Annotated in this window: 24 protein-coding genes and 1 pseudogene; 13 read left to right on the forward strand and 12 right to left on the reverse strand. The window is 56.0% G+C overall.

Translation table 11 applies throughout. The annotated features are described in order from the left end of the window. Nucleotides 1-5: 5 nt before the first annotated feature. The 9 genes and pseudogenes from AC6I8I_RS21820 (at nucleotide 6) to AC6I8I_RS21860 (ending at nucleotide 9,321) form a co-directional block, all read left to right on the forward strand. Nucleotides 6-932 carry an amino acid ABC transporter permease gene (locus AC6I8I_RS21820; protein WP_497828699.1) on the forward strand — a complete coding sequence of 309 codons (927 nt, stop codon included), beginning with the start codon at nucleotides 6-8 and terminating at the stop codon, nucleotides 930-932. Further along, on the forward strand, nucleotides 916-1,710 hold the full coding sequence (locus AC6I8I_RS21825) for an amino acid ABC transporter ATP-binding protein (RefSeq protein WP_312054082.1): 795 nt from the start codon (nucleotides 916-918) through the stop codon (nucleotides 1,708-1,710). Before AC6I8I_RS21820 ends, AC6I8I_RS21825 begins: the two co-directional genes overlap by 17 nt. Before the next feature lie 8 nt (nucleotides 1,711-1,718). Then, nucleotides 1,719-2,615: an ABC transporter substrate-binding protein gene (locus tag AC6I8I_RS21830; RefSeq protein ID WP_312054084.1), complete on the forward strand. Its 897-nt coding sequence runs from the start codon at nucleotides 1,719-1,721 to the stop codon at nucleotides 2,613-2,615. Nucleotides 2,616-2,782: 167 nt separating this feature from the next. Continuing rightward, entirely contained in the window at nucleotides 2,783-3,343 is a 561-nt protein-coding gene (locus AC6I8I_RS21835) for a non-canonical purine NTP pyrophosphatase (protein WP_312054085.1), read from the forward strand. Beyond that, nucleotides 3,340-4,134, forward strand: coding sequence for an SIR2 family protein (locus AC6I8I_RS21840; protein ID WP_031377692.1), 795 nt, complete (start codon nucleotides 3,340-3,342; stop codon nucleotides 4,132-4,134). The genes AC6I8I_RS21835 and AC6I8I_RS21840 overlap by 4 nt, the downstream gene beginning before the upstream one ends. Nucleotides 4,135-4,281: 147 nt before the next feature. Continuing rightward, nucleotides 4,282-4,623 (forward strand): YebG family protein, encoded by a 342-nt coding sequence (locus AC6I8I_RS21845; RefSeq protein WP_312054090.1) that lies wholly within the window; start codon nucleotides 4,282-4,284, stop codon nucleotides 4,621-4,623. Between the two features lie 421 nt (nucleotides 4,624-5,044). Continuing rightward, nucleotides 5,045-5,878 (forward strand): annotated as a pseudogene (licT, locus tag AC6I8I_RS21850) (BglG family transcription antiterminator LicT). A gap of 170 nt (nucleotides 5,879-6,048) precedes the next feature. Next, on the forward strand, nucleotides 6,049-7,914 hold the full coding sequence (gene bglF / locus AC6I8I_RS21855; protein WP_497828700.1) for a PTS beta-glucoside transporter subunit IIABC: 1,866 nt from the start codon (nucleotides 6,049-6,051) through the stop codon (nucleotides 7,912-7,914). A gap of 12 nt (nucleotides 7,915-7,926) precedes the next feature. Continuing rightward, nucleotides 7,927-9,321, forward strand: a complete 1,395-nt coding sequence (locus AC6I8I_RS21860; protein WP_497828701.1) for a glycoside hydrolase family 1 protein — start codon at nucleotides 7,927-7,929, stop codon at nucleotides 9,319-9,321. 183 nt (nucleotides 9,322-9,504) lie between these two features. Here the strand turns inward: AC6I8I_RS21860 and AC6I8I_RS21865 are convergent, their stop codons facing one another. After that, nucleotides 9,505-10,635 (reverse strand): Fic family protein, encoded by a 1,131-nt coding sequence (locus AC6I8I_RS21865; protein ID WP_497828702.1) that lies wholly within the window; start codon nucleotides 10,633-10,635, stop codon nucleotides 9,505-9,507. Between the two features lie 516 nt (nucleotides 10,636-11,151). Here AC6I8I_RS21865 and AC6I8I_RS21870 point away from each other — a divergent pair. Continuing rightward, nucleotides 11,152-13,092 (forward strand): methyl-accepting chemotaxis protein, encoded by a 1,941-nt coding sequence (locus AC6I8I_RS21870; protein ID WP_312757481.1) that lies wholly within the window; start codon nucleotides 11,152-11,154, stop codon nucleotides 13,090-13,092. 50 nt (nucleotides 13,093-13,142) lie between these two features. Here AC6I8I_RS21870 and AC6I8I_RS21875 read toward each other — a convergent pair whose 3' ends face one another. From AC6I8I_RS21875 to AC6I8I_RS21895, 5 genes are read right to left on the reverse strand one after another with little or no spacing between them, the layout of a single operon-like run. Next, the gene (locus AC6I8I_RS21875; RefSeq protein WP_312055703.1) at nucleotides 13,143-14,225 is read right to left on the reverse strand and encodes an ABC transporter ATP-binding protein; all 1,083 of its coding nucleotides are present in this window, start codon (nucleotides 14,223-14,225) and stop codon (nucleotides 13,143-13,145) included. Between the two features lie 2 nt (nucleotides 14,226-14,227). Beyond that, nucleotides 14,228-15,175 (reverse strand): carbohydrate kinase family protein, encoded by a 948-nt coding sequence (locus AC6I8I_RS21880; protein WP_497828703.1) that lies wholly within the window; start codon nucleotides 15,173-15,175, stop codon nucleotides 14,228-14,230. A 2-nt stretch (nucleotides 15,176-15,177) separates the two neighbouring features. Continuing rightward, nucleotides 15,178-16,017, reverse strand: coding sequence for a carbohydrate ABC transporter permease (locus AC6I8I_RS21885; RefSeq protein WP_312055701.1), 840 nt, complete (start codon nucleotides 16,015-16,017; stop codon nucleotides 15,178-15,180). Beyond that, nucleotides 16,007-16,915 (reverse strand): carbohydrate ABC transporter permease, encoded by a 909-nt coding sequence (locus AC6I8I_RS21890; protein ID WP_312055718.1) that lies wholly within the window; start codon nucleotides 16,913-16,915, stop codon nucleotides 16,007-16,009. The genes AC6I8I_RS21885 and AC6I8I_RS21890 overlap by 11 nt, the downstream gene beginning before the upstream one ends. 9 nt (nucleotides 16,916-16,924) lie before the next feature. After that, nucleotides 16,925-18,172, reverse strand: coding sequence for an extracellular solute-binding protein (locus tag AC6I8I_RS21895; protein ID WP_497828704.1), 1,248 nt, complete (start codon nucleotides 18,170-18,172; stop codon nucleotides 16,925-16,927). 296 nt (nucleotides 18,173-18,468) lie between these two features. Between AC6I8I_RS21895 and AC6I8I_RS21900 the strand changes: the two genes are divergently transcribed. Further along, a complete protein-coding gene (locus AC6I8I_RS21900; RefSeq protein ID WP_312055699.1) occupies nucleotides 18,469-19,644 on the forward strand; it encodes an ROK family transcriptional regulator in 1,176 nt (391 codons plus the stop codon). A 36-nt stretch (nucleotides 19,645-19,680) separates the two neighbouring features. Here the strand turns inward: AC6I8I_RS21900 and AC6I8I_RS21905 are convergent, their stop codons facing one another. The 3 genes from AC6I8I_RS21905 to AC6I8I_RS21915 all read right to left on the reverse strand — a co-directional run bounded on the left by AC6I8I_RS21905 (nucleotide 19,681) and on the right by AC6I8I_RS21915 (nucleotide 22,738). Further along, nucleotides 19,681-20,955: a Glu/Leu/Phe/Val family dehydrogenase gene (locus AC6I8I_RS21905; protein ID WP_312055698.1), complete on the reverse strand. Its 1,275-nt coding sequence runs from the start codon at nucleotides 20,953-20,955 to the stop codon at nucleotides 19,681-19,683. 482 nt (nucleotides 20,956-21,437) lie between these two features. Further along, nucleotides 21,438-21,827: a DUF1090 domain-containing protein gene (locus tag AC6I8I_RS21910; protein ID WP_312055697.1), complete on the reverse strand. Its 390-nt coding sequence runs from the start codon at nucleotides 21,825-21,827 to the stop codon at nucleotides 21,438-21,440. A 131-nt stretch (nucleotides 21,828-21,958) separates the two neighbouring features. Beyond that, nucleotides 21,959-22,738 carry a MerR family transcriptional regulator gene (locus tag AC6I8I_RS21915; protein WP_497828705.1) on the reverse strand — a complete coding sequence of 260 codons (780 nt, stop codon included), beginning with the start codon at nucleotides 22,736-22,738 and terminating at the stop codon, nucleotides 21,959-21,961. A gap of 362 nt (nucleotides 22,739-23,100) precedes the next feature. Here AC6I8I_RS21915 and AC6I8I_RS21920 point away from each other — a divergent pair, with 362 nt between their 5' ends. Further along, nucleotides 23,101-23,496, forward strand: coding sequence for a hypothetical protein (locus tag AC6I8I_RS21920; RefSeq protein WP_312055695.1), 396 nt, complete (start codon nucleotides 23,101-23,103; stop codon nucleotides 23,494-23,496). 145 nt (nucleotides 23,497-23,641) lie between these two features. On the opposite strand, the gene AC6I8I_RS21925 is transcribed toward AC6I8I_RS21920, so the two are convergent. Beyond that, nucleotides 23,642-24,115: a nuclear transport factor 2 family protein gene (locus tag AC6I8I_RS21925; protein ID WP_312758001.1), complete on the reverse strand. Its 474-nt coding sequence runs from the start codon at nucleotides 24,113-24,115 to the stop codon at nucleotides 23,642-23,644. A 151-nt stretch (nucleotides 24,116-24,266) separates the two neighbouring features. Further along, nucleotides 24,267-24,701, reverse strand: a complete 435-nt coding sequence (locus tag AC6I8I_RS21930) for a 6,7-dimethyl-8-ribityllumazine synthase (RefSeq protein ID WP_312055694.1) — start codon at nucleotides 24,699-24,701, stop codon at nucleotides 24,267-24,269. A gap of 586 nt (nucleotides 24,702-25,287) precedes the next feature. On the opposite strand from AC6I8I_RS21930, the gene AC6I8I_RS21935 reads away from it, so the two are divergent. Next, nucleotides 25,288-25,995, forward strand: coding sequence for a phage antirepressor KilAC domain-containing protein (locus AC6I8I_RS21935; RefSeq protein ID WP_312757493.1), 708 nt, complete (start codon nucleotides 25,288-25,290; stop codon nucleotides 25,993-25,995). A gap of 134 nt (nucleotides 25,996-26,129) precedes the next feature. Here the strand turns inward: AC6I8I_RS21935 and AC6I8I_RS21940 are convergent, their stop codons facing one another. Beyond that, a complete protein-coding gene (locus AC6I8I_RS21940) occupies nucleotides 26,130-26,927 on the reverse strand; it encodes a MetQ/NlpA family ABC transporter substrate-binding protein (RefSeq protein WP_312055692.1) in 798 nt (265 codons plus the stop codon). Nucleotides 26,928-26,955 lie beyond the last annotated feature (28 nt).

Genomic DNA, 26,955 nt, shown 5'->3' on the forward strand with positions numbered 1-26,955 from the left:
GGACAATGAGCAAGCATCAACATCTGCAGGTGGTGCCGGCGCGTTACCCGGCCCGTACCGTCGGGGCGATCGTCGCCCTGTTTATTCTGGCGGGGGTGATCCAGTCGGTGGCGTTTAATCCGCGCTGGGAATGGGGCGTGTTTGCCCGCTGGTTCTTCGATCCGGTGATCCTGCATGGTCTGGGTCAGACGCTGTTGCTGACGCTGCTGGGGACGGTGTTCAGCCTGATTTTTGGCGGTCTGCTGGCGCTGGCGCGCCTCTCCTCGTCGTGGCTGCTGAGCACTCTGGCGTGGGGTTATATCTGGCTGTTCCGTTCACTGCCGCTGATTGTGGTGCTGATCATCCTGTACAACTTCTCCTATCTCTACGACACCCTGTCGATTGGCATCCCGTTTACATCGCTGTCGTGGGGCGCGTTTCAGACCATTAACGTGCTCGGCCAGTTTCCGGCGGCGGTGATTGGCTTAACCCTGGTGCAGGCGGCCTACAGCGCGGAGATCATTCGCGGCGGGATTCTGGGGGTCGATCACGGTCAGGTCGAAGCGGCCTCCGCACTGGGACTGTCGGCAACCCGCCGCACCTTCCGCATCATTCTGCCGCAGGCGTTACGCGCCATCATTCCCACCGCCTTTAACGAGATCATCAGCCTGGCGAAAGGCACCGCGATGGTATACGTGCTGGCGATGCCGGAACTGTTTTACACCATCCAGATGATCTACAACCGCAACCAGGAAGTGATCCCGCTGCTGATGGTCGGCGCCGCCTGGTATCTGATTATCACCACCGTGCTGTCGGTGATTCAGCACAGCGTTGAACGCTGGCTGGCCCGCAGTGTGACCCGCGAACCGCAGCCGTCGCGCTGGCGGCAGTGGCGCAACCGCGTCACGCCTCTCAATCCAACCGAGGAGATCAGCCATGTCCGAAGCCATTGATTACCGCACATCACACACCACCGGAGCCATCAGCATTACCGGCGTCAGTAAAAGTTTTGGCAAACACAAAGCGCTGGATGCAGTGTCACTGTCGCTGGATCCGGGATCGGTAACGGTGATCCTCGGTCCTTCCGGCTCCGGCAAATCGACCCTGTTGCGCACCATCAATCATCTGGAGCGGGTGGATGAAGGGTTTATCCAGATTGACGGTGATTACATCGGCTATCAGCAGCGCGGCGATAAACTCTACGAACTGAAAGAGCAGGCGATCCTGCGTCAGCGCATCAACGTCGGCTATGTGTTTCAGAATTTTAATCTGTTCCCGCACCTCAGCGTGCTGGATAACCTGATTGAGGCACCGATTGCCCATCGACAACTCACCAAAGCGGCGGCGATTGAGCGCGCCGGTGAGCTGCTGGATATTGTCGGTCTGCGGCATAAAGCTGACGCCTGGCCGCGCCATCTGTCAGGCGGCCAGCAGCAGCGTATCGCCATTGCCCGGGCGCTGATGCTAAATCCACGAGTGATGCTGTTTGACGAACCCACTTCGGCGCTCGATCCGGAACTGGTCGGCGAGGTGCTCGACGTGATCAAAAAACTGGCGCGCTCCGGCACCACGCTGGTGATCGTTACCCACGAGATTGGCTTTGCCCGTGAAGTGGCTGATAACGTGGTGTTTATGGTCGACGGCAGAATCGTAGAACAGGGCAGTACCAGCCAGGTGCTGAACAATCCGCGCCATGAGCGAACCCGGCGCTTTCTGGCGCGCGTGCTGTGAGGGTGACGATGAAGCTGAGCCCTCTGTCATTGCTGCTGCTGTCGCCGCTGGCCACTTTCGCCGCTGAACAACCCGACATCCGGCAGAATGAAACGCCGATTCATGCGCCCGCCAATCCGGCGGCGATCGCCAAAATTCCGCCAAACTTTACTTTTATTGAGCCAGGCACCCTGACGGTGGCGACTTCCGCCACCAACTCGCCGCCGCTGTCGCTGCTGGCGTCGGATAATGTCTCGCGGATCGGCAGCGATCCCGATATTGCCCGGCTGCTGGCCGACAGTCTGGGATTAAAACTGAAGCTGGTACCGGCATCGTGGGAGGACTGGCCGCTGGGGATCACCGCCGGCCGCTACGATGTGGCGATGTTTAACATCGCCGTGACCGAAGAGCGCAAAAAGAAGTACGATTTCGCCACCTATCGCGCCGATAATCACGCTTTCGTGGTGAAGATCGACAGTAAAATCAGCGCGATCAATGCGCCCGCCGATATCGCCGGTAAACGCATCATCGTGGCGTCCGGCACCAATCAGGAGCGAATCCTGCTGAGCTGGGATCGGCAAAACCAGGCCAAAGGGTTGCCGGCAGTCACACCGATCTATCTGACCGATGACGCCTCGGCCACGCTTTCCCTGCTGTCGGGACGTGCCGATGCGATGTTCGGGCCGCACTCGATGGCAGCGTGGAAGGCGGCGTCACGCGGACAAACGAAACTGGTTGGCAGCGGGCCGTTTCGCGCCTGGGTCGCCGTCACCACCAAAAAGGGCAACGGGCTGGCACCCGCACTGCAGGCCGCCATTGATGGCACCATCAGCGGCGGTCAGTATCAGCAGGTGCTGACGCGCTGGGGCGAACAGGATGAAGCCATCGCCCACTCTACGGTGAATCCCCCCGGTATTCAGTACTGATCCTGCTCTGGCGCTTCGGCGCCGTTTATTCTGCCGGTTCTTCCCCCGTGGCAAAACGACCATCACGGCTGCGGACCACATAATTGCGCTACACTCTCCAGCGTTAGTGATCTATCCTGCCCGCCTGTCGATTCAGCGCGCGGTGGAGCAATTAACCTGGAAGCCCCATGAAAATCAGATTCCTTTCTGCCAATGAGCAAAAGCTGGCGGAGGTGCGCAAAATCCTCGAACCTGTCGGGGTCGAAGTATTGCCTATCTCCCGTCGTATCGAAGAAATTCAGACTGAAAACGAACTCGACCTGGTGCGCGATAAGCTGACCAAGGCCTTTTCACTGATTGGACGACCGCTGTTCGTTGAGCATACCGGACTCTATCTGGATGGCCTGAACGGGCTGCCGGCCGGGCTGACCCGCATCTTCTGGAACCGGCTGGATGCGGAGCGTTTTACCGCCCTGGTTCAGGGGCTCGACAGCCAGGCCGTGACGGCTAAAACCGTGCTGGGCTACTGCGATGGCCGCAAAATGTATCAGTTTTCCGGTGAGCTGCGCGGTACCATCGCCGCGGAACCGGCCGGGACACGCGGCTTTCAGTGGGATTGCGTCTTTATCCCGCAAGGTTACGATCAGACATTTGCCGAAATGGGTGAACTCAAGAATGAGATTTCGATGCGGCGCATCGCGCTCGATCGCTTCGCCACTTTTTTGAAAACGGCTCGGGGAGTCGCATGAAACCTGAACTTAAACGTGCTTATGATTCCGGTAAGCTGATTCTGTTTGCCGGCGCGGGCATCTCACGCAATCTCGGCTTGCCGGAGTGGCATGAGCTGATTGCCCATCTCGCCAATGAGCTGGGTTACGATCCGAAAATCTTCAACACCTATGGCACCCATCTGTCGCTGGCGGAATATTACAAACAGAAGAAAGGTTCGCTCGGCCCGCTGCGAAGCTGGATGGACCGCGAATGGCATCGACCGGATATTGATGTCCGGACCTCAGAAATCCACACCATGATCACTCAGGGCAACTTTTCCCGCATCTATACCACCAATTACGATCGCTGGCTGGAAGCGGCGCACGATGCGCATGGCGTCCCGTATTACAAAGTGGCTAACGCCGCCGATCTGGTGTCGCTGACCGAAGATAAACGCCACATTATTAAGCTGCACGGCGATTTCGATGATGACACCTCTATTGTGCTGGATGAAAGCAGCTACTTTGAACGACTCTATTTCGATTCGCCGCTCGACATCAAACTGACCCATGACGTGATGGGCAACTCGGTGCTGTTTGTCGGCTACAGCATCAGCGATTTCAATATTCGGCTGCTGTTTTACCGGCTGACAAAAATGTGGGGCCGCACCGGGCTGGCGACGGCGCGGCCGAAATCGTATCTGTTTACCAACCGCAATAATCCGGTAGCAAAAGAGGTGCTGGGGCAGTGGGGGATCGAGATGATCGTCTCGGAAGAGGATGACCCACGCAAAGCGCTGGCCGATTTTCTTGAGGCGCTGCTGGTGTAGCCGGCAACGCGCCTTCCCCGACAGAGTAGGTAAAGTTTGTGCCCGGTTAAGGTTATGCCGGGGATAACCGATAAACTCTATTCTCTGCTGGCAAAGCATCATCGTCGTGATATACTGTATGTATACACAGTATCAGAGGGCAAAAACATGGCTGTCGAAACAAAATTTGTAGTCGTCAGAAAGGGTGAAGAGAAGATGACGTTTGCCAATAAGAAAGAGGCCGATGCCTACGACAAAATGCTCGATATGGCCGAAGCCTTCACCGACTGGCTGTTACAGCATCAACCCGCACTGGATGAGACGCAGGCGGAAACTCTGGGCCTGCTGATCGCCGAGCAGAAAGATGCCGTGCAGCATATTCTGCGCACCAGCAAACTGCCTGAGCCGGTTGCCGCAGCAACCCGTCAGTCTGAGACGGCATCAGACAGCGCCGATGACAAGGCTGAAGAGTCGGGCAGTAAAAAAGTCCGTGCGGTAAAAGCAGCCTGATCCGATTTACGCCGGAAGCGATCCTTCCGGCGTTATTGTTTTGGCTGTCTCTTGCACCGATGCTCACCTTATGCCGCTTGCTTGCCATCCCTACCCAAAATCCCTGCCTGAAACGACCGTTGCTTACACCGCTTTGCGTTGAAAAAGCGTTATTCTGAAATTGCCACCTATACATAGCGTACGCCGTTATGCCTGCATTTAAGGCGTTTCGCGGTAAACCCGTAGCGGGTTATATTTTTGATCGCGCCTTGCTGCAAATCACGTCACCAACAACGATCTGTATCACGTTTCTTTTCGTAACTGATTGAGGCTGCGATTGAAACTGCTACAGTAGCGCCACTGGATTGTTACTGCTTCGGCAGGCAAAACCTGATTTTCTGGCTTCTGCCGGAGGTCAGGTTTTTTTGTTTCTGGGGTTCCAATGAAAATCGCCAAAATTCTTAATAATAATGTGGTGGTTGTTCAGGATAAACACGGCGGCGAGCAGGTTGTTATGGGGCGCGGGCTGGCCTTTCAGCAGCGCGTCGGCGATACGCTTGATCAGGCGCGCGTTGAGAAGGTTTTTGCGCTGCAAAGCGATGAACTGATGCATCGGCTGGGGGATCTGTTAAAGCAAATTCCGCTGGAGGTGATGACCACCTGCGATCGCATCATTCAGCTTGCCACCCAGCGGCTGGGGATCTTGCAGGAGAGCCTGTATATCACCCTCACTGACCACTGCCATTTTGCGATTGAACGGCAGCATAAAGGCCTGACCATAAAAAATGTGCTGCTATGGGAGATTAAACGGCTCTACCCGAAAGAGTTTGAACTGGGGCAGGAGGCGCGGGCCATTATCGCTCAGCGCCTGAACGTCCAGCTGCCCGAAGATGAAGCCGGCTTCATCGCCTTACATCTGGTCACGGCGCAGCTCAACAGCGAAATGCCAGAAGTGATGCACGTCACGCGGGTGCTGCAGGAGATCCTGCAGCTGGTGAAATATCAGTTACAGATTGAATACGATGAAGAGTCGCTGAGCTAACAGCGCTTTGTCACTCACCTGAAGTTTTTTGCTCAGCGAATGCTGACACGTACCGTGGTGCAGAATGACGATATCTCACTTCATCAGGCAGTGAAAGATAACTACGCCAAAGCCTGGAAATGTGCCGAAAAACTGGCGCAGCACCTGCAAAAAAGCTATCAGCGCGAGCTGACTGCAGAAGAAATTATGTTCCTCACCCTTCATATCGAGCGGGTGAGAAAAGAAGCACGCTAAAACGCGATAACTGGATTGTCCTGAAACTGGATTGTCCTGAAACTGGATTGTTACTGCTTAACGCAGGCAAAACCTGAGCGCGGCCTGAACACACAGGCTGCTCTCGGGTTTTTTTTATTTTTTTACTCAGTCATTCGGCGCCTGCGGGCCATGGCTATAAGGAAATCAAGATGGAATATCACGCGTTGGCGAAAGATATTCTCGGCCACGTCGGTGGCAGAGAGAACATCGTCAGTCTGGTACATTGCGCCACCCGGCTTCGCTTCAGGCTGCGGGATCACGGCAAAGCCGATGCCCGCAGCCTGAAAGAGAATCCGGGCGTGATCATGGTGGTCGAAAGCGGCGGTCAGTTTCAGGTGGTGATAGGCAACCACGTCCACGATGTCTGGCAGGCCGTCAGCAAAGAAGCCGGTCTGGCAGAAGACGCGCCCAGCGTACATGATAAAAAAGGTGACAAGGGCAACCTGTTCAACCGCCTGATTGATATCGTGTCAGGCATTTTTACCCCGTTTATCGGTATCCTGGCCGCCTCCGGTATTCTCAAGGGCTTTCTGGCACTGGCGGTGGTTTGCAACTGGCTGACCCCCGACAGCGGCAGCTACAAGATCCTGTTCGCCGCCAGTGATGCATTGTTCTTTTTCTTTCCGCTGGTGCTGGGCTATACCGCCGGGAAAAAATTCGGCGGCAACCCGTTTATCACCATGAGCATTGGCGGGGCGCTGACCCATCCGACCATGATCGCGGCTTTCCAGGCCAGCCAGCAGGCGGGGGCGGTGAGCGAAGATTTTTTAGGCATACCGATAACCTGGATTAACTACAGCGCCTCAGTGATCCCGATTATTCTTGCCGCCTGGCTGAGCTGCTGGCTGGAAAAACAGAGCAGCCGCTTTCTGCCCTCCTCAATGAAAAACTTCATTGCCCCGCTGATCTGTATCGTGATCACCGTGCCCCTGACCTTTCTGCTGATTGGGCCGCTGGCGACCGGAATGAGCCAGATGCTGGCAAACGGCTATCAGTGGATTTACCAGCTGGCTCCGTGGCTGGCGGGCGCGGCGATGGGCGCGCTTTGGCAGGTCTGCGTGATCTTCGGTCTGCACTGGGGACTGGTGCCCTTAATGATCAATAATCTGGCGGTGCTCGGCCACGACAGCATGGCACCGATTCTGTTGCCTGCGGTAATGGGGCAGGTAGGGGCCACGCTCGGGGTGCTGCTGCGTACCCGTGACGCACGGCTGAAAGTGCTGGCCGGGTCGTCGGTCACCGCCGGAATTTTCGGTATCACCGAGCCGGCTGTCTATGGCGTTAACCTGCCGCTGCGTCGCCCGTTCTATTTTGGCTGCGTCGCCGGGGCGATCGGCGGTGCCATTGTCGGCTTTAGTGATACTCACGTTTATTCCTTCGGCTTTGCCAATATCTTCACAATTGCCCAGATGATCCCGCCGGGTGGCGTCGATAGCACGCTGTGGGGCGGCATCATCGGCACTCTGGTAGCGCTGGTGCTGAGTTTTACTCTGACGCTGCTGGCGGGCGTGCCAGCAGCGCGCCGTCCATCAGAAACCGCGTTGCCGGTTACCTTGCGTGAAAATGAGGTGCTCTCACCGATGACCGGTAGCGTACTGGCTCTCGACCAGGTGCCTGATGCTACGTTCGCCAGCGGCCTGCTCGGCCAGGGCACCGCGATTATTCCCTCCGGAAATCAGGTTATTGCACCGTTTGCCGGCGTGGTTGCCTCTCTGTTCCAGACCCGACACGCAATTGGCTTGCTGAGCGACAGCGGAATCGAGCTGTTGATTCACGTCGGGATCGATACCGTCAAACTCGACGGCAAACCCTTCATCGCCCATGTGAACGTCGGCGACAAGGTGCAGCCGGGTGACCTGCTGCTGACCTTCGACCGTCAGGCGATTATTGACGCCGGATACGATCTGGCGACCCCGATCATTATCAGTAACAGCGATGCGTATCAGCAGGTGGTGACCGTTGCGGCCAGCGCCGTGGTTGCCGGTGCGCCGTTGCTCAGCGTAAGCCACGACTAAAAGGAGCAGGTGATGAAGAGTTTCCCGAATACATTTTTATGGGGCGGCGCACTGGCCGCAAACCAGGTTGAAGGCGCTTATCGCGAAGAAGGCAAAGGGCTTTCCACCTCTGACGTCCAGCCGCAGGGCATCTTTGGTCCCATCGTCGAGCGTGAGCCCGGCAGCAGCAGCATTAAAGATATCGCCATCGATTTCTACCATCGCTACCCGGAAGATATCAAACTGTTCGCTGAAATGGGCTTCAGCTGCCTGCGCGTCTCTATCGCCTGGACGCGGATCTTCCCGAACGGTGACGATCCGCAGCCGAATGAAGCCGGGCTGGCGTTTTACGACCGGCTGTTTGATCAACTGGCGGCACACCGCATCACGCCATTAGTGACGTTGTCACACTATGAAATGCCGTGGCAGTTAGTGAAGCAGTACGGCGGCTGGGGCAACCGCCAGGTGATTAGTTTCTTTGAACGTTACGCCCGCACCGTTTTTGCACGCTACCAGCAAAAAGTGAAGCACTGGCTGACCTTCAACGAAATTAATATGTCGCTGCATGCGCCAATGACCGGCGTCGGACTGCCGGACGGCAGCAGCAAAAGCGAAATCTACCAGGCCATTCACCACCAGCTGGTGGCCAGTGCGCTGGCGGTCAACGCCTGCCACGAGATCATTCCTGACGCTCAAATCGGCAACATGCTGCTTGGCGGCCTGGTCTATCCGCTGACCTGCAAGCCCGATGACGTGCTCAAAACCCTGCAGGAAAACCGCAGCTGGCAGTTTTTTGGCGACGTGCAGTGCCGCGGCAGTTATCCTGGCTACATGCTGCGTTTCTTCCGCGATAATGGCATCCGACTGGATATCACCGATGCCGATCGCCAGGCGCTGAAATCGACCGTTGATTTTATCTCGTTCAGCTATTACATGACCGGCTGCGTAACCGCCGACGAAGCGCATAGCCAGCGCGCGCGGAGTAATATCCTGAGCATGGTGCCGAACCCGCATCTTACCAGCTCGGAATGGGGCTGGCAGATCGACCCGGTCGGACTGCGTACGCTGTTAAATGTGCTGTGGGATCGCTATCAAAAACCGCTGTTTATCGTTGAAAACGGCCTTGGTGCCAGGGATGAGCCCGATGCAACAGGCAGGGTGCAGGATGACTATCGCATCAGCTATCTTAACGACCATCTGGTGCAGGTCCGCGAGGCGATCGACGATGGCGTTGAGGTGCTGGGCTATACCAGCTGGGGACCCATCGATTTGGTCAGCGCGTCAAAAGCTGAACTCTCTAAGCGCTACGGCTTCATCTACGTCGATCGGGATGATTACGGGAACGGCTCGCTGGCGCGCAGCAGGAAGAAGAGTTTTTACTGGTACAAAGAGGTGATTAGCACCAACGGTGCGTCGCTAAAACAGTAATCGACGCAGTACGCTGTTGTCGCGGCGAGCACCTTTTCGCCGCGATTTCGCCGCGATGCATCCTGCCGCCGCGCTACTCATGCGCCGCAGCGCCTTTCACCCCGTTGTTCTCTTACTGTTTATCCGGACGTTGCTGGACACTCCGCTAACAAGATGGTCGTTTGCCAGGTTGTCTGCTGATTATCAGCGTTGATCTTCTGCTGTATTGACCTGATAGCGCGTACTGCGACCGCCGCCTTCCAGCCGGTAAAGACAGCCTTTCTCCAGCAGATCGGCTAAATGACGTGTCGCGGTCGCCTTACTCACTTTCGCCACCTTCTGATACTGACTGGCGCTAATCCCGTGCTCAAAGCCCTGTTCGCCGCCATCTAATAGCCGGTTGAGTACTTTTACCTGCTCTTTGCTCAGGGCCAGGCCCTGATGCCGCAGCCAGAAGCGTGCTTTTGCCTGGGTGCGGGCAACGGTGCCGATCGCCTGCTGCAGGCTCTCATCCAGTATGTCGAGGAACCACACCAGCCAGTCGGTAATATCCATCCCGCCTTTCTGCGTCTGTTCCAGGATGCGGTAGTAATCCGCGCGGTGAGCCAGAATTGCCGGTGACATCGCGTACAAACGGATGCTCTGACTGTCAGCCTGCGCCAGTGCCAGATCGGTCAAGGCGCGGGTGATACGGCCATTCCCGTCATCAAAAGGGTGCAGGGTAACAAACCACAGATGGCAGATTGCGGCGCGCAGCAGCGGGTCCAGCATCACATCCTGTTCGCTGCGGTTAAACCACGCAATAAACGCTGTCAGCTGCGGCTCCAGTCCGCTGCGCGGCGGCGCTTCAAAATGGACCGTCGGACGATCGATGCGTCCTGAGATCACCTGCATCGGCTCGCTGCCGCGCAGGGTGCCGACGCTCAGACGCTGCACTGACCATTCATCGGCCGGAAATAACCAGCGATGCCATTGGTAAAGACGCGCCAGCGTGAGCGGCTGGCTGCGGTTGTTGATGGCATCCAGCATCATCGCTGCCAGCCCCTCTGATCGATCCGAAACCGGATAGGGTTGTTGTTCGGTCACGCCTAAGCGGCGCGCCAGCGATGAACGTACTGACTGCACGTTGACGCGTTCTTCTTCAATCGCCGAGGAGGAGAGGATGTTGCTGAGCAGAGTGTCGAGCGTTTGCGCCTGATTGCCGGGTTGCAGGCTGGCGCGGCCCAGCAGTAAACCGCGCTGCTGCTGCAGATGGCGCAAACGCGGTAATAGTGCGGCCTGCTGCCAGTGAAACTGCGGCCAGTCGGCCTGTTGCCATATCCAGTCAGTCGTCATATCCGGCTCATCATCAGGTCAATGAGCCGAATAAGTTTGGTTATTCGGCTCACATAATGAGTCGATTGTAACGAAGATTTGGCTCACAGACCACTTTGTCAGCCACGAGACACAAAAGAAAACAGGACCCGAAGGTCCTGTCTGTTTAGCGGGAGAACTGCAAAAAGGTGTCTGAGTAGTAGTGAACAATCCAGGCGACATACGCTAACCAGATGATCATCCCGCCTGCTAAGCCAATTTTACCGGTCATTGATTTTTCTCCACCGTGATGAGGGAACAACAACGTCTGTTTACATAAACTGACAGTAGTGGCGGCGGCCGGTATTGTTTTAGATCAAAGTAAACAGATTCATTGCCGTTGCCATAACCCCATTGAGATCAACTTCCCGTTTTTTTCATCCGGTCAGGCCAGCCGGTTGCGTAATTAAAGTTCAAAAAAACGGTGCCGATAGATGATCTCAGGAGCACCAGAACAACAGGGAGGTCGCGAAAAGGGTAAATTCCAGGGGAATCAACATGGCCAGTCAGTTAAAAGATAAAAAGAAAATGAGTACCCGAGCGCAGATGCTCATTACCGGCGGCTTGACCATTATGCTGGGATTTACCGTGACCATCGGTGTCCTCAGCTGGCAGTCAGGTAAAGAGCAGAAGGCGCTGGCAGAAAAGTATCTGCAGCAGATTGCCCAAAGCCGCGGCTTACAGGTGCAACAGGAGCTGAGTCATGCGCGTGACGTGGCCAGCCATCTGGGACAAAGCCTGATCGCGTTACCCCATGCCGGCGTTACCGACCGTAAAGTGGTCGATAAGATCATGGAGTATTCACTGCGGGCCAATCCTGACTATCTGTCGATGTCTGTGATCTTTGAACCGAACGCCTTTGATGGCCGCGATGCCGAATTCGTGAACCAGCCGGGCCAGGCTCCGCAGGGCCGTTACGCCTGGTTCGTTGACCGCGACCAGGCGGGTCAATTCGCCATGCATCCGCTGCTTTCAATCCTGACGCCAGGTCAGGGTGATTACTATCAAATCCCGCAGCAGTCGAAAAAAGATACCCTGATCGAGCCTTACAGCTATGCCTATAACGGCGTGCCGACCTTACTGACCTCGGTGGCGGCGGCAATTATCGAACAGGGCACGCTGAAGGCGATTGTCACCTCCGATATTTCACTCGCGTCACTGCAGCAGAAGATAAATCAGATCAAACCGTGGCAGGGAAGCGGCTATGCGCTGCTGCTTTCCAACAGCGGAAAGGTGGTGTCATCTCCGGTCAAAGAAGAAGCCGGTAAGCTGTGGAAAGGGCAAACCGATCATTTTACTTCGGGCGTGGTGCAGCATTTTGATGCAGTACTGGGTGAAGACGCCTTAATGACCTGGCAACCGGTGGTCATTGGCAATAGCGATAAACCCTGGTATCTCGGGGTGGTGGCACCGGTGAGTCAGGTGATGGCCGCCGCTAACCGCCAGCTGAGCTGGGCAATTGGCCTGATGATCGTCAGCATTCTGCTGGTCGGAGCGGTGCTGGGCCTGCTGTTTAGCCGTAAAGTGTTGCGTCCGATTGGTGGCGAACCGATTGAGGCGGCGAAAATCGCGCTGGCGGTAGCGGATGGCAAACTCGACAATGCCATCGCCATCAAAGCGGGCGATCGCAGCAGCCTGTTCTTCGCGCTGGAAACCATGCAAAGTCAGCTGCGGCAGATCGTCGGCCAGATTAAAGACGCCAGTGAATCGGTGCGTCAGGGCGCGGGCGAAATTGCCAGCGGCAACCTCAACCTGGCATCGCGTACCGAGCAGCAGGCGGCCGCGCTGGAGCAGACCGCAGCCAGTATGGAGCAGATCAGCGCCACCATCCGCCTGAACGCGGATAATGCGCAACAGGCAACCAGCCTGACGGAAAATGCCACCCACATCGCCAGCCGCGGTGCCACGCTGGTAGGCCAGGTGGTTCAGACCATGGCGCAAATCGATGACAGTTCTAAGAAGATCGGCGACATCACCACCATGATCAACAGCATCGCCTTCCAGACCAACATTCTGGCGCTTAACGCTGCGGTGGAAGCGGCACGCGCCGGCGAGCAGGGCCGTGGCTTTGCGGTGGTGGCATCTGAAGTGCGTAATCTGGCGCAGCGCAGTGCCAGTGCGGTGAAGGAGATCGCGGCACTGATCGAGGAGTCCAGCGTGCGGGTTGAAAGCGGCGTCAGGCTGGTGAACGATGCCGGTAAGACCATGCAGGAGATGACGCAGGCGGTTAATTCGGTGCAGGGCATTATCGGGGAGATCGTTTCCGCCTCCGATGAGCAGGCGCGCGGCATTACCCAGGTGACGATTGCCGTTAACGAAATGGATGGCACCACCCAGCAGAACGCCGCGCTGGTGCAGCAGATGTCGGCCGCGGCCAGTTCACTGGAAGACCAGGCGCAGCAGCTGGCGCAAACGGTCGAGCAGTTTCATCTGGCTTAACGTAACCGCTGATGATAAAGAAAACCCGCCGATGGCGGGTTTTTTATTGCTTACTGTTCGATCAGACGCTCACCGCTGTGCGCATCGAACAGATGCATCTTGTCCGGATTGACGGTCACCGGCAGCGTACCGCCCGGCGTCGCCTCGCTGCGCCCGCTCTGTTGCATATGCAGCGCGAAACCCTGCCAGTTCAGATGTAACAGCGTCGATTCGCCGGTAATCTCAACGATACCGACATCGGCTGGCTGACCACCCGGCGCGCTGATCAGATCGTGAGGCCGCACGCCGAGTGTTACCGGCTGATCCGTCTGCTCACCTGCCGCACGGTGCCAGCGAGGCGCTAACGGCAGCCACTGTTGACCACACAGCACCCCCGGCACGCCATTACGCGGCTGAAACTGCGCATCCAGCAGATTCATCGGCGGCGAGCCGATAAAGCGTGCCACAAAAGTATTCACCGGACGATCGTAGATTGCCAGCGGTGCGCCCTGTTGCACGATAACGCCATCCTTCATCACCACAATCTGATCTGCCAGCGTCATCGCCTCGACCTGATCGTGCGTCACATACACCATGGTGGTTTTAAAACGCTGGTGCAGCGATTTGATCTCGGCACGTAGCTCCATGCGTAACTGCGCATCAAGGTTTGAGAGCGGTTCATCGAACAGGAACACCTGCGGATTACGCACCATTGCGCGTCCCATCGCCACACGTTGCCGCTGGCCGCCCGAGAGCGCCCGTGGATAACGTTGCAACAGCTGTCCGATGCCGAGGATGCCGGCAATGCGGGCGATCTTGCTTTTCTGCTCCTCGCGCGCCACCTTTTTGACCTGCATGTGGAAGGCCAGATTCTCTGCCACCGTCAGGTGCGGATAGAGCGCATAGCTCTGAAACACCATGGCGATATCGCGGTCAGCGGGATCGAGGTCGTTGATGCGCTTTTTATCGAGCATGATCGCCCCGTCAGAGACGCTATCCAGCCCCGCCAGCAAACGTAATAAGGTCGATTTACCGCAGCCCGAGGGACCGACCAGAACGGTAAAACTGCCGTCAGGGATGGTGAGATCCAGCGGATGCAACACGCTCTGCTTACCGTAGCGCTTAGCCACCTGTACAAGTTCAACACTGGCCATAATTAGCGCACCTCATGTGATAGTTGGAGTTGTTGCCAGCCGGGATAGCGGCGCGGCGAACTGCTGATTGCCTGGGAGGCGACATCGATGCCCCAGCGCAGCGCGGTTTGCGTCGGCAGGCGATAAAGCAGCGCGGCAAGAAAACCGGCGTTGAAACTGTCCCCGGCGCCGATGGTATCAACCACCGTTACCGGTTGCGCCGCCACGTGCAGCGTTTCGGTGGCAGACCACAACCGCGCGCCATCCGCACCGCTTTTCACCACGCAGCCACCCCGGCCACTGAGCCGGGCCGCCAGCTGAGCCGCGCTTTGCTCCACGGATGCGCCACTGGCTAAGCCGAGCGTTTCGACTTCGTTCAGCAGCAGCCAGTCGCAATCGGCTAACCAGCGATGAAGCTGCTGGCGAAGTTCATCATTCCAGCCAGCGGGAGGCCAGCCGGTATCGACCGCCACCGTAAAACCGCGTTGCTGTAGCGCCGACAGCAGCGCCGGATACGCCTGATAGAGTTCCAGACAGAGGAAGGTGCCGCACAGCAGAACGATATCGCCCGCTACGGCCTGCGCGGGCAGCTGGGTCAGCACATCCGCAGCGGTCATTTGCGTAATATGGCCAAAGTTGCTGATAAACGAACGTTCGTTGTCAGGATGGGTGACGCCCACCGTCAGCGAGGTTTCACAGCGATAGCGTGGCCAGTGCGCCGCACTGTGCGGGAAATGGCTGGCGAGCCAATGACTGAACCCGTCATCGCCCTGATTGGCAATAGCGCGGTGCGGCACCTGCATCGCCTCCAGCGCCAGCGCACAGTTACCGGCTGAGCCGCCCGGACGCAGTTCGCTGTGTTGCAGCATCACTTCGGTGCCACGCTGTGGCCAGTCGCTCAGCGTGCCCATGATCAAATCCACATTGATATTGCCCACCACGTACAGCGTGGATGAAGTCGTGTTTAGCATTGTTATCCCTTACTTCCCCCACTGGCCAGACCGCTAACCAGCGTCTTCTGCAGCCAGATGGCAATAAACAGTGGCGGCACCGAGGCCAGAATGCCGATAGCGGCGATAAGCCCGTCATCGGTGGCCCGTCCGGCCGTAAAGCCAGCAATGGCGACCGGCAGCGTCTGGGCCGAAATATTGCTGGTAAACAGCAGCGCATAGAAAAATTCATCCCACGCCAGCAGCCAGCCAAACAGCGCGGCCGCGCCCAGCACTGGCTTTGCCAGCGGCAGAGTAATGCGCAGCAGCACCTGCCAGAAGCGCAGACCATCGAGGCGAGCGGCCTGCTCGATATCACGCGGCAGCGAATCGAACTGGTTCTTCAGCATCCAGGTGAGAAACGGCAGGATCAGCGAGCAGTAGACCATCACCAGCCCAGGCCGGGTGTTCAGCAGATCAAGCTGCTGGAGCAGGAAGTAGAGCGGCAGCACGAAAGCCACCGGCGGCACCATGTAGATGGCCAGCGCGCCAAACAGCCAGCCGTCGCGACCGGCGTAACGGGAGAAGCTGAAGGCTGCCGGAATCGCCAGCAGCAGGGAGATCGCGGTTGCGACGCTGGCGACCAGCAGGCTGTTGCCCAGCGCATGCAGAAAGATATTGCCTGGCTGATTCGGCGCCAGCGACACCAGCCCGTGATAGCGACTAAAATCCCACTGCCGGGGCAGCCACTCAAGCGGGACGCGCGACAGATCGCTGGCAGAACTGACGCTCATCAGGAACAGCCAGCCCATCGGGGCCAGAATAGTGATCGCCACCAGCAGCGCCGCGCCGTAGCGTAACAGCCGCCGCAGTTTAGTTTTCATAAGCAGAACTCCGACGGCGCTGACGCCATAACATCAACAGATAGAGGGTGATCAGCAGGGCGCACATCAGGGTCATCAGCATTGCGTAGGCCGCACCGCTGCCGGCCCGCAGATAACTGAAGGATTCCTGATAAACAAAGAAGCTCAGGGTTTTGGTGCTGTCCACCGGCCCGCCGCGCGTCATGACATAAATAATGTCGAAGATTTTAAAGGCATCAATGGTGCGCAGGACCAGCGCCACGCCCAGCGGGGCGACGATCGCCGGGAAGGTGATCGCCCGGAAGCGGCGCCAGGCGGACGCTCCGTCCAGTCTGGCAGCCTCAAACAGATCCTCAGGAATCGATTGCAGCGCCGCCAGCACCAGCAGCGTCACCAGCGGATAGTTCTTCCAGATATCCGCGAACATCACCGCATTAAGCGCGGCATCCGGTGAGCCGAGCCAGCTGCGGTAACCGTCGAGAATACCCAACTGGGTGAGCAGGGCGTTGATGCTGCCATAGTCCGGGTTGAAGTTAAGCCGCCACATCATCGCGTTGACGATGGTTGGCAGCGCCCACGGCAGAATCACCAGCACCCGCAGAATATTGCGTCCGGCAAATTTCTGGTTTAGCAGCAACGCCACCAGCACGCCAATCACGCCTTCAAAGGTGACCGAGACGAGAGTGAAATAGAGCGTACGGCCAATCGACGCCCGAAAGTCAGGGTCGCTAAGCGCGTAAGCGTAGTTTTCCAGCCCGATCCAGCCTGGCGTTTCCCCGCTGCCAATCAGCGCAGCATCGGTAAAACTCAGCCAGATAGTGCGCAACAAAGGCCAGGCGGTAAGCAGCAGCATCACCAGCAGCATGGGTGCCAGCAACACCCATGCCTGACGCTGTTCGCGTTGACGCAAACTCAGCATCATGACTCCTTAACGCAGACGCGCAGCGCTTTTATCCACCGCCGCCATCGCATCTTCGGCGGTGATCTTACCCAGTAACACCTGCTGCAACTGCTGCTGAAGCTGGTTCGAGAGGCGTGAATAGTCGGCCGTTTCCGGACGTGACAGCATCACGTTTAGTGACTTATCCGCCGCAGCGATCAGGCTCTCCTGATCTTTTTTTACCGCCGGGTCCTGATAAGACGATTTCCAGATCGGCAGGCTGAGGCGGGCGTACTGGTTCTGGACCGGCTGTGAGGTCATATACTGAATGTACTGCCACGCCTGCTCCGGATGGGTGCTGCCTTTAGCGATACCCAGCCCCATTGAGCCGTTTACGCCGCCCGCCTGGCCGGGTGCATCACCCGGCGCTGGCATGATGCCAACGTCGCCCGCCACCTTACTCTGCTTAGGATCATTGGCCATGTTGTACATATAGGTCCAGTTAAGCGCGAACGCCGCGTCACCGTTGGAGAAGGATTTACGCACATCCTCTTCCAGATACTCGCGTGAGGCCGGATTACTCAGCCCATCGTCGAGCGAACTTTTCATCAGCTTTAACGCTTTAAGCGAGGCCGGGCTGGAGAAGTTGAGCTTACCGTTTTGATAGAACTGGCCGCCAAAGCCCGACACCAGCGTGGTGTAGTCACACACCAGCGCTTCAGCCTGCGACCAGCTCCAGACCAGCGGATAGTTAACGATTTTTTTCTGCTTGATGATTTTGGCGTCGTCCAGTACCTGCTGCCAGGTCTGCGGCGGGGTGGTAATGCCCGCTTTGCTCAGCATCGCCTTGTTGTAATAGAGATATTTGGTATCCAGAATCCACGGCATTCCCAGGGTTTTGCCCTTATAGATCACCGTGTTCATCGCCCCCGGGAAGACCTTATCTTTCTCTTCCGGCGTAAGGCGGGCGCTGACATCCTGCAGCAGATCGAAACGGGTAAATTCAGCCGGCCAGATAGCATCGAACAGCACCACATCGTAGCCATTGCCACCAGCACCGCGCGCCGCAACAATCTTGTCGTGCAGCGCTTCATACGGCACAAACTCCAGATTGACGCTGACATCCGGATGCTGCTTTTGAAAATCCTGGGTCATGGCACGAATATCATTTTCGCTGTAGGCCGCCTGAGTCATAAACAGGGCATTGATCTGGCTGGCCGCAACGACACTGCCAGCGCTGAGCATCAGCAGGGCGGTAACGCCCGCTTTGAGTTGAGGGGTAAAACGCTGTGACATGATCTTCTCCACTTTGCAGCAACAGGATGTCGATTAATTAAATCAATTTGATTGATTTAATCAGGGGCGTAATCTGAGGCAGTTATTGCACTGGCCTGGAAAGTAATAAGCAAACGGCGTGCCATAAAAATCGCAGCAGATGAAACAATGCCGTAACAACGCTGAAACTCAGACTGCGCTTTTACGCTAAAACTGCCTATCCTGTTCGCCCGGATTTGTGTGCAGGTTCAAAGATATTATTTGCCCGCGCCGCCACTGGGACTAATACTGTCGGTCCCGCTGAAATGGAAAACAACATGAAAACCTCGGGCACTAACCTTGAACATGCGCGGGCGCACAATCGACGCGTGGTGATTGAAGCCATTCGTCTGCATGGCGAGCTGACACGTGCAGAACTGGCGCGAATGACGGCGCTGACGCCGCAGACGGTCTCCAATATTGTGGCGGAACTGGAGCAGGCAGAACTGCTGACCAGCCGCCAGCCGCGCCGCAGTGGACGTGGCCAGCCGTCGATTCCGGTGACGCTGAATCCCACCAGCGCCTGGTCGATCGGCATTCATCTCGATCATCAGACATTGCTGCTGGTACTGGTCGATCTTAGCGGCGAAGTGCACCTGCGCCGCCTCGTTATGGTGCAAAAGCCCCAGCCCGCTGCCACCCTGGCGCGCATTGCTGGCGTGCTGGATGAGATGCGAACCTTTCTCGGTGCGCAGTGGAGCAAAGTTCTCGGCATTGGCGTGGTGATGCCGGGGCCGTTTGGCGTTGAGGGCATTTCCTCAGTTGGCCCCACCACCCTGAACGGCTGGGAGCAGGTCGATATTGAAGCCGAACTCAGAACCCTTAGCGGATTGCCGGTCACGCTGGAGAACGATGCCACGGTAGCCGCCATCGGCGAACGCTTTCACGGCGTTGCGCGCCAGCTCAACTCGTTTATCTATCTCTACATTGGCACCGGCCTCGGCGCGGGGATTTTTACCGATGGTCACATCTATACCGGCCACGCCCACAACGCCGGCGAGATAGGGCACATAGTGGTTGAACCGGGCGGACGTGACTGTTACTGCGGTAACCAGGGCTGCCTTGAACGCTACGTTTCGCTGCAGGCCGCCTACGAATTTTGCGGACTCGACCCGATGCGGGCACTGCCGGAAGATCTGTTGCAGATTGAACCCGCACGGTTTGCGGCGTGGATTGACAGCGTGTTGATCCCGTTGCGCCAGGCGATCAATATTCTGGAATCGGTGTTTGATGCTGAAGCAGTGATTATTGGCGGGATGATGCCGGAGACTTTACTGGAGCAGATCGTGCAACGCTTACCGCCGCTGTATCAGTCGGTGCGCGGACGTTATCTCAATGCGATGCGCCTGAAGACAGGAATGACCGGAAGCGATACCGCTGCGCTGGGCGCTGCCGCCTTACCGATCTTTGATGAGTTTAATCCTCAGTTTCAGGTGCTGATGAAGCAGGCGTAACAACGGGCGCTGCCGGTGAGGGCAGCGCCCGGTTGATTAGCCAGGGTAGATACCGCGATCTTTACGCGCCATCAGGATGCGCTCACACGCCACGATGTACGCTGCGGTGCGCAGTGAACAATCTTTCTCTTTGGCTTTCTCCCAGACGTGGACCATCGCGTCGGTCATGATCTTGTCTGAGCGACGGTTGATCTCATCTTCGCTCCAGAAGAAGCTCGCCATGTCCTGCACCCACTCGAAGTAGCTGACGGTCACGCCACCGGCGTTACAGACCACATCCGGTACCACAATAATGCCGCGCGTCGCCAGCATATCGTCAGCATCGGGGTAGGTCGGACCGTTAGCGCCTTCCAGCACAATTTTGCAGCTCAGGATTTCGGCCCGTTCACGGGTAATCTGACCTTCCAGCGCCGCCGGGATCAGGATGTCCATTTCCGTGGTCCAGAACGCCTCTTTATCGATGGCCTGCGCGCCCGGATAACCGGCAATCTGCTTGTGGGCGATCTGCCATTCCGTCAGCGCAGCCATGTCGATGCCGTCGGCATTGAACAGCGTCGCGGTATGGTCCTGAATCACCACCACCCGCGCACCCGCTTCATCAAACAGCCGGGCTGCTTCGCTGCCGACGTTACCGAAGCCCTGCACCGCAACGCGTGCGCCTTCAACATCAATGCCGGCACGACGTGCCACCTCACGGCCGGTGATAAACACCCCGCGACCGGTGGCTTTTTCACGACCCAGTGAACCACCCAGATGAATCGGCTTGCCGGTGACAACACCGGTGATGGTTGTGCCGTGGTTCATGGAGTAGGTGTCCATCATCCACGCCATGACTTTGCTGTTGGTGCCGACGTCTGGCGCAGGAATATCTTTTTGCGGTCCAATGATGATGCCGATCTCGCTGGTATAACGGCGGGTCAGTCGCTCCAGCTCCCCGTCGGACAGTTTGAAAGGATCAACGCGGATGCCGCCCTTGGCACCACCGTACGGCAGGTTAACTGCGGCACATTTGATGGTCATCCAGGCGGAAAGCGCCATCACCTCATTGAGGTCAACATCCGGATGGTAGCGAATACCGCCTTTGCCCGGACCGCGCGAAAGGTTGTGCTGAACGCGATAGCCTTCGAAATGGCGGATTGAGCCATCGTCCATTTGCAGAGGAATATCGACAATCAATGCACGTTTTGGATGACGCAAAGTATCTATCCAACGTGAAAGATCGCCTAAATAGGGCGCAACCCGGTCGATTTGTTGTAAGTAGGTGGACCAGGCAGATGTACTGCTTTCAGACGCATAAGATAACTTATCCATAAAAAACCTTTCTTAATGAAGTTATTTATTGTGTGGAGCCGTGGAGACAGAGCGCAAATCACTGCGCCGCTATAATCTAACACTCCTGAAACAAATAAGATGGTGATGTAAGCACGCCAGCAGCGCAGATTGCGCCATTTTGGGGCATTTGCAGTGAATAATTATCCGCATTGGGTAGCCGCCATAGGCGAATAATCATGCGCAGGGAGCGCATAGTGGCTGCATAGAAAGGGAAATATCGCCATTTTTCAGATCTTTGAAGGCGTTCAAAAAGTTAAATAATTGATCATCACCATATTGACTTTGCTGCACCAATTAAGTGCATGAGAATAAGTAATCAAAGGATGAGATTAAGTAATAGATTAAGGCGGGATAGTGCAGTCTATTCAGACAATTAGCGTCGGCGATCGTGTCGGCGGGAAAATAACCGGAAATCAAAGCATGCAGGGATGAGCCAGCCTGTGTGGCTGGCTCTCCCCAGATTATTGATGCAGGGCCTGTTCCGCTTCCTGCAGTTCCTGACGGGCTTCAGCCAGTTTCTGTTGACGCTTTTCAATTTTACTGGCGCTGCGCCCTTCAGCCTGCGCTTTGGCCAGTTCCTGCTGCCGCTCCTGCACCTTTTGCTTTTTCTCAGCCACTTTCTGCTGTCGCTGCTGCAACAGACCGCTGTCAGTGCAGTGGGCGTTAACTTCGCTCAGCGCTTTTTCAAGACCGGCAACCTGGTGAGTATTATTGTGCTGGCGAGCATAGGAGAGCTGGGTTTCAATCTCCTGCTTTTTGGCGGCACAACCGGTCAGGTCACTGGCTGCCTGAGCAACGGTAAAGGTGGCAGGCAACAGGCAGAAGCTGAGGGTAAGCAATATTTTTTTCATTATCGTCTCGTCAATGAGTCTGTGTGGTGGCGTCAGTATACGCAGCCATCTTAAGAGATTCTTAACCAAAAGAAATATTTGCCAGCAGGCGGAAAACAGGGAGGGGGAACCGGGGAAAATGCTGCCTGCAGTCAGGCAGCCGAAGAGGTTTTGCTCTGGAGAATACCAACATAATGCAGATTACGATCGGGACCGCTCAGCATCACCGGCTCGCCCGCCTGACGCTGCTGTTCAAAATAGTCCTGCATCGTCTGGCTGATACCTGCACCACACCACATCACATGATGCTGATGTAAATCGGTTTTCGCCGCCGGCTCACCGGTGGTGTGCGAGGCGACATCAACGTTGAAGCCCATCGCCGACAGCCGAATCGCTTCCAGCCAGATTTCGGTTTCATCGCGTACGCTGACCGCTTCCAGAAAGAGCGGAATATTGCTTTCACTGCGTGATGCCGCACGCATCACCTTGTCAGCCTGCTGTTGCACCGACTGCTGGAAACGTCCCAGCCGTCGTACCGCACCCTGACGACGATCGGCTCGCAGCCAGTCGCTGAGCGGACGTAACAGATTAAAGATAAAATCATCGCCGCTGTAGTCGCTCGACATATTGTGCATCTGGCGCGACAACGACAATGGGGTACCAAATTCGAGTTGCCACAACATATCGCCTTTACGTGCTGTCCAGCCCGCGGTGGAGATAGCAGAGTCGCTCGCCTGTCCCTGTTTAATTTCCTGTAGCGTCGCGCCGGTTGCGGTTAAGGCAACCAGACTTCGGACTTCGCTTAACTGCGCGTCGCTCCATTGATCCTGAGTTGTCTGCGGTGATAACAGGCCCTGTTTCATCCAGCTTTTCAGATTCGCTGGATGCGTGCCCGTCATTGCGCAGACTGTTTCAGTAGTAAGAGAATACATATCGTGCCCTCTGATGAGGGGAAGGCCGCCGGTATTATCCGGGGATGAACCGCCACTATGAACCTCATAACGAGAAATTGATAGAGGGCAAACTGCGTTCAAACAGCAGCATAGCGGCGTGACGCTGCGCTTAACGGCTGAGTAAAATCGGTTAATTACTGGCTGATCAGGTGGTTATATGATCAGGTATCTGCCGAATGAAAAGCTGTGTATTTATTCAGTAAAATTTATTTACGCTAAAACAGCACTATTAAGCTGCTAATCAGCCGATTTTTAAGAGCATACCGACCCGTCAGCCGGTTACATCCTTCAGGCAAACCGTTAAAATAGGCGGCTCAAATGACCAGGAGAAAGAGTGCCAGATGCCTTATCGTTTTACACTCGCCGCCGTGACGGCTGCCGTTGTACTCACCGGTTGTGCCCGCCACGCCGTTAACGATGCGCCCAGTGAATTTGCTGCTGGCCCGACGCAGATCGATGTCTCACACATCAAAACCCGTGCCGACGATGGGTCCAACGTTTTTCTGACGGTGGACGGTAAAGATGCCGGCCCGTTACCCAATGGCGAAAGTATGCTGCTGCATGTTCCGGCAGGCAAACATCAGGTTGGCGGATATGTACCAACGCTGTTCGGCCTTGGTCGGGTTACCATTGCCCCGATTGAAGTGACAACGTCACCTGACGACGTCAAGAAAGTGGCTTATACGGTCACCCGTAATAAAGCATCATTTGTCGAAAATCCTGACGAACAGGGTTAAGCGCACCATTGATGACAGCGCTCGCCCAGCGGAAAGCCTCGCTGGGTGCAGTCGTGCCGCCATAAATTCGGGTGCGGCACAGGCACTACACGGGTACCAGATAGGGACTACATAGGTAATACATAGTTACTACAGGCCAGCGTTACTACAGGTTAAGTTCGCTGAGTGAAGGATGGTCATCGGGACGGCGGCCCTGCGGCCAGTGAAACAGTCGCTGGTTTTCAGTGATGGGCAGGTCATTAATGCTGGCGTGACGCTGCATCATTAGGCCATTGTCGTCGAAAGCCCAGTTCTCATTGCCGTAAGATCGATACCACTGGTGACGGGCATCATGCCATTCATAGGCGAAACGCACCGCAATGCGGTTATGGTGAAAGCTCCACAGCTCTTTAATCAGCCGGTATTGCTGCTCCCGCAGCCATTTCTGCTGCAGAAAAGCGACTATCTCCGCGCGACCGGTAATAAAGGTGTCGCGATTACGCCACTGGCTGTCGACGGTATAGGCCAGCGAAACCCGTTCAGCATCCCGGCTGTTCCAGCCATCTTCTGCCAGACGAACCTTTTCGATAGCCTGTTCGGCCAGGGTAAAGGGTGGCAAGGGCGGGCGAGGCTTCTCCATCATCTTCTCCTTAATCAGGCTGCGGCAGCCAGAGCCGTCGCGGCTGCGCCGTTCGCAGCACAGCGATTTATCGGATAGTTTTAGCCGGATGGCTGGCTGAGAGTGGCATCACCCTCAGCCGCTGATTTCAGTAAATCGCCGGTTTGAGTAATCAGAGTGCGATCGCATGAATCTGGCTGACAGCGCGGGCAGCTTCTTTGCCTTTCTTCACGAAGTGCTCAGTGTAGAAATCAATAAACTCCGGGGCCGGCTGGAAGTTATGCGGCGTTAACGACACCGAGAAGATCGGCACGTTAGTGGCCAGCTGAGCCTGCATCAGGCCGCTGACAACCGCCTGCGCGACAAAATCATGGCGATAGATACCGCCATCGACAACCAGTGCGGCACAGACCACCGCGTCGAATTTGCCGGTCTGAGCCAGACGTTGCGCCAGCAGCGGCATTTCAAAGGCGCCTGGAACATCCCAGGTTTTAATTTCATAGGGCGTTCCGCGACTTTCCAGTTCCTGTTCGAATCCGCTCTGGGCCTGAGAAACGATTTCGCTATGCCAGTTTGCTTTTATAAAGGCGACTTTCAACGGCTGCATGACTTACTCCAGTTAAAGTGACATCGGCAGGCTGACGGCTCAAATGAAGCGCCTGTGCCCCGAATCAATGTGTTTTGCCCGGATGGCCGCATCAATCAATCAAACGGCGGCGATCGGGCAGTCAGTAGATTGGCGCGCCCTGAAACGCTAGTCAGGACACGTCTCGTGGTCCTGAATAAGTCAGTAAGCAGGGCGTTCAGCCGCGGCGAAAAGTGATCCCGACCGCCACTACTATACTGTAATGTAAAGAATCTGTGACCGACTTTATTGATCATGCTGTGTTTCAGGCTGAACCGCGCGAGACTGATGCAGGCAATGCCGCGAAGCCTATATAGCCTTGACGTCCTCACCGCCATACCGTGACAGAATCTTCACTGCTATTCGCTTCTCCCCTACAGCGGCAACGTTAAACCTCACTCTGGCGAAACCGCTCTTTCCCCGGTAAAAATCCTTCTGCAACTGCCGTTTTGCGTAATGAGTTCCGGTTACGCAATTGCTCAAATAAAATACTGGATATTTGAACAGGTGTTTGTATAATAAATCTACTGCCCGCTGGGTATTGGTAGAGTTAGTGAGGGGTTAACCCATGATGATTTCGACTGAAAGCCTCAAATCACTGGAACAATCGGTCACAATGAGCAGCCGTGAACTGGCACAGATGACCGGCATCACGCATGGAGAAGTTAAGCGGTTAATTAAAAGTCTGGAAACCGCCCAGCGCCTGTCGCAACCGATAATCGTCAATGATTATGAGCGGGAAGGGGAAGTGCGTCAGGAGTACCGGCTGAACAAACGTGATTCGCTGCTGGCCGTGGCGCGCCTGTCGCCAGGCTTCACCGCTGAAGTGCTCGATCGCTGGCAGGATCGCGAAAGAACCACGCATCTGCCCGATTTCACCAATCCAGCGGAAGCCGCGCGCGCCTGGGCTGAGCAGTTTGAACAGCGGCAGGCGGCAGAGCAGCAGCTGGCGCTTTCTGCCCCAAAAGCGGCTTTCTTTGATAGCTTTGTTGAGGTTGAAGATTCGCTGGGTTTTCGTCAGTTGTGCAAAATGCTAAAGGTCAAAGAGCCGGATTTCCGGCAGTTCCTGCTGGAACGCAACATTATGTATCGTGCGAAAGGGACGCTGACACCACAGAATTACCATCTGCAGGCCGGTTATTTCACGCTGCACTCCGGTGTAGGTGAAAACCAGCACGCCTTCTCCCAGGCACGTTTTACCTCAAAAGGGGTGAAATGGATTGCCAGCCTGTGGGCCGGGCATGTTTCAGCGCAGCCAAAAGGCGCCGCCGCCTGACCGCGGCGTTGCTGAAATGATGCACTGGAATAAAGCAGAGAAATATCCCGTTATCATTCCATGTACGCCTGAAGTCCGTGCATAAAAAAGGCCGCAACACTGTGCGGCCTCTCAACATTCAGGCGTAAGGTTAATTACCAGCCTTTGATGGCATCGCCTTTATAAACTTCTTCAGCCTTGGCCGCTACTTCAGGTGACTGCAGCGCCGATTTCAGCTTCTGAATTTTATCACTGTCTTTATTATCTTCGCGTGAGACCAGGGCGTTGACATAAGGAGAGGCTGCACTTTCCATAAATAAGCCGTCACGGTGCGCTGATAATCCAGCCTGCGCCGAGAAGTTGGTATTGATAATCGACAGAGTGACGTTTGGATCGTCCAGCGTGCGGGTCAGCTGCGGCGTATCAACTTCAACCAGTTTCAGATGTTTTGGATTCTCAGTAATATCCAGTGAGGTCGGTAAATAGCCGACACCCTCTTTAAGCTTTATCAGGCCCTGGGCTTGCAGCAGTAACAGGCTACGTCCGAGCGTGGTCGCTTCGTTAGAGATGGTGATCGTTGCGCCATCCTGAAGCTCACTGATATTTTTGATTTTGTGCGAGTAGCCAGCAATCGGGAAAACAAAGGTCTTACCGACCACGGCAAATTTGTAGCCACGTTCTTTGGATTGATCTTCCAGGTAAGGCAGGCTCTGGAAGGCATTTGCATCGACTTCTTTATTATTCAGCGCTTCATTAGGCAACACGTAGTCGTTGAAGTTAAGCACTTCCACATCCAGCTTATATTTCTCTTTCGCTACCTGCTGTACTACCTGCCAGATCGCTTCATCCGGCCCGGTATTAATTGCCACTTTTACTTTGTTGTCGTCATCCTGATTGCAGGCGGATAATAATAAAACAGAACTGGCGAGTAACGCCGTGAACAAACCTTTCATTATCGGATATCCCTTAGGTAATAGATGC

Source organism: Pantoea sp. X-Soil-YNGN-775 (assembly GCF_059730575.1).

Excerpts from the sequence above, each read along its gene's own strand:
- AC6I8I_RS21885 (WP_312055701.1), bottom strand. The coding sequence starts at position 16,017 with ATGAAAACTAAACTGCGGCGGCTGTTACGCTACGGCGCGGCGCTGCTG.
- bglF (WP_497828700.1), top strand. The coding sequence starts at position 6,049 with ATGGAATATCACGCGTTGGCGAAAGATATTCTCGGCCACGTCGGTGGC.
- AC6I8I_RS21870 (WP_312757481.1), top strand. The coding sequence starts at position 11,152 with ATGGCCAGTCAGTTAAAAGATAAAAAGAAAATGAGTACCCGAGCGCAG.
- AC6I8I_RS21920 (WP_312055695.1), top strand. The coding sequence starts at position 23,101 with ATGCCTTATCGTTTTACACTCGCCGCCGTGACGGCTGCCGTTGTACTC.
- AC6I8I_RS21900 (WP_312055699.1), top strand. The coding sequence starts at position 18,469 with ATGAAAACCTCGGGCACTAACCTTGAACATGCGCGGGCGCACAATCGA.
- AC6I8I_RS21875 (WP_312055703.1), bottom strand. The coding sequence starts at position 14,225 with ATGGCCAGTGTTGAACTTGTACAGGTGGCTAAGCGCTACGGTAAGCAG.
- AC6I8I_RS21895 (WP_497828704.1), bottom strand. The coding sequence starts at position 18,172 with ATGTCACAGCGTTTTACCCCTCAACTCAAAGCGGGCGTTACCGCCCTG.
- AC6I8I_RS21860 (WP_497828701.1), top strand. The coding sequence starts at position 7,927 with ATGAAGAGTTTCCCGAATACATTTTTATGGGGCGGCGCACTGGCCGCA.
- AC6I8I_RS21830 (WP_312054084.1), top strand. The coding sequence starts at position 1,719 with ATGAAGCTGAGCCCTCTGTCATTGCTGCTGCTGTCGCCGCTGGCCACT.
- AC6I8I_RS21890 (WP_312055718.1), bottom strand. The coding sequence starts at position 16,915 with ATGCTGAGTTTGCGTCAACGCGAACAGCGTCAGGCATGGGTGTTGCTG.
- AC6I8I_RS21925 (WP_312758001.1), bottom strand. The coding sequence starts at position 24,115 with ATGGAGAAGCCTCGCCCGCCCTTGCCACCCTTTACCCTGGCCGAACAG.
- AC6I8I_RS21910 (WP_312055697.1), bottom strand. The coding sequence starts at position 21,827 with ATGAAAAAAATATTGCTTACCCTCAGCTTCTGCCTGTTGCCTGCCACC.
- AC6I8I_RS21820 (WP_497828699.1), top strand. The coding sequence starts at position 6 with ATGAGCAAGCATCAACATCTGCAGGTGGTGCCGGCGCGTTACCCGGCC.
- AC6I8I_RS21880 (WP_497828703.1), bottom strand. The coding sequence starts at position 15,175 with ATGCTAAACACGACTTCATCCACGCTGTACGTGGTGGGCAATATCAAT.
- AC6I8I_RS21845 (WP_312054090.1), top strand. The coding sequence starts at position 4,282 with ATGGCTGTCGAAACAAAATTTGTAGTCGTCAGAAAGGGTGAAGAGAAG.
- AC6I8I_RS21940 (WP_312055692.1), bottom strand. The coding sequence starts at position 26,927 with ATGAAAGGTTTGTTCACGGCGTTACTCGCCAGTTCTGTTTTATTATTA.
- AC6I8I_RS21905 (WP_312055698.1), bottom strand. The coding sequence starts at position 20,955 with ATGGATAAGTTATCTTATGCGTCTGAAAGCAGTACATCTGCCTGGTCC.
- AC6I8I_RS21915 (WP_497828705.1), bottom strand. The coding sequence starts at position 22,738 with ATGTATTCTCTTACTACTGAAACAGTCTGCGCAATGACGGGCACGCAT.
- AC6I8I_RS21825 (WP_312054082.1), top strand. The coding sequence starts at position 916 with ATGTCCGAAGCCATTGATTACCGCACATCACACACCACCGGAGCCATC.
- AC6I8I_RS21840 (WP_031377692.1), top strand. The coding sequence starts at position 3,340 with ATGAAACCTGAACTTAAACGTGCTTATGATTCCGGTAAGCTGATTCTG.
- AC6I8I_RS21865 (WP_497828702.1), bottom strand. The coding sequence starts at position 10,635 with ATGACGACTGACTGGATATGGCAACAGGCCGACTGGCCGCAGTTTCAC.
- AC6I8I_RS21935 (WP_312757493.1), top strand. The coding sequence starts at position 25,288 with ATGATGATTTCGACTGAAAGCCTCAAATCACTGGAACAATCGGTCACA.
- AC6I8I_RS21930 (WP_312055694.1), bottom strand. The coding sequence starts at position 24,701 with ATGCAGCCGTTGAAAGTCGCCTTTATAAAAGCAAACTGGCATAGCGAA.
- AC6I8I_RS21835 (WP_312054085.1), top strand. The coding sequence starts at position 2,783 with ATGAAAATCAGATTCCTTTCTGCCAATGAGCAAAAGCTGGCGGAGGTG.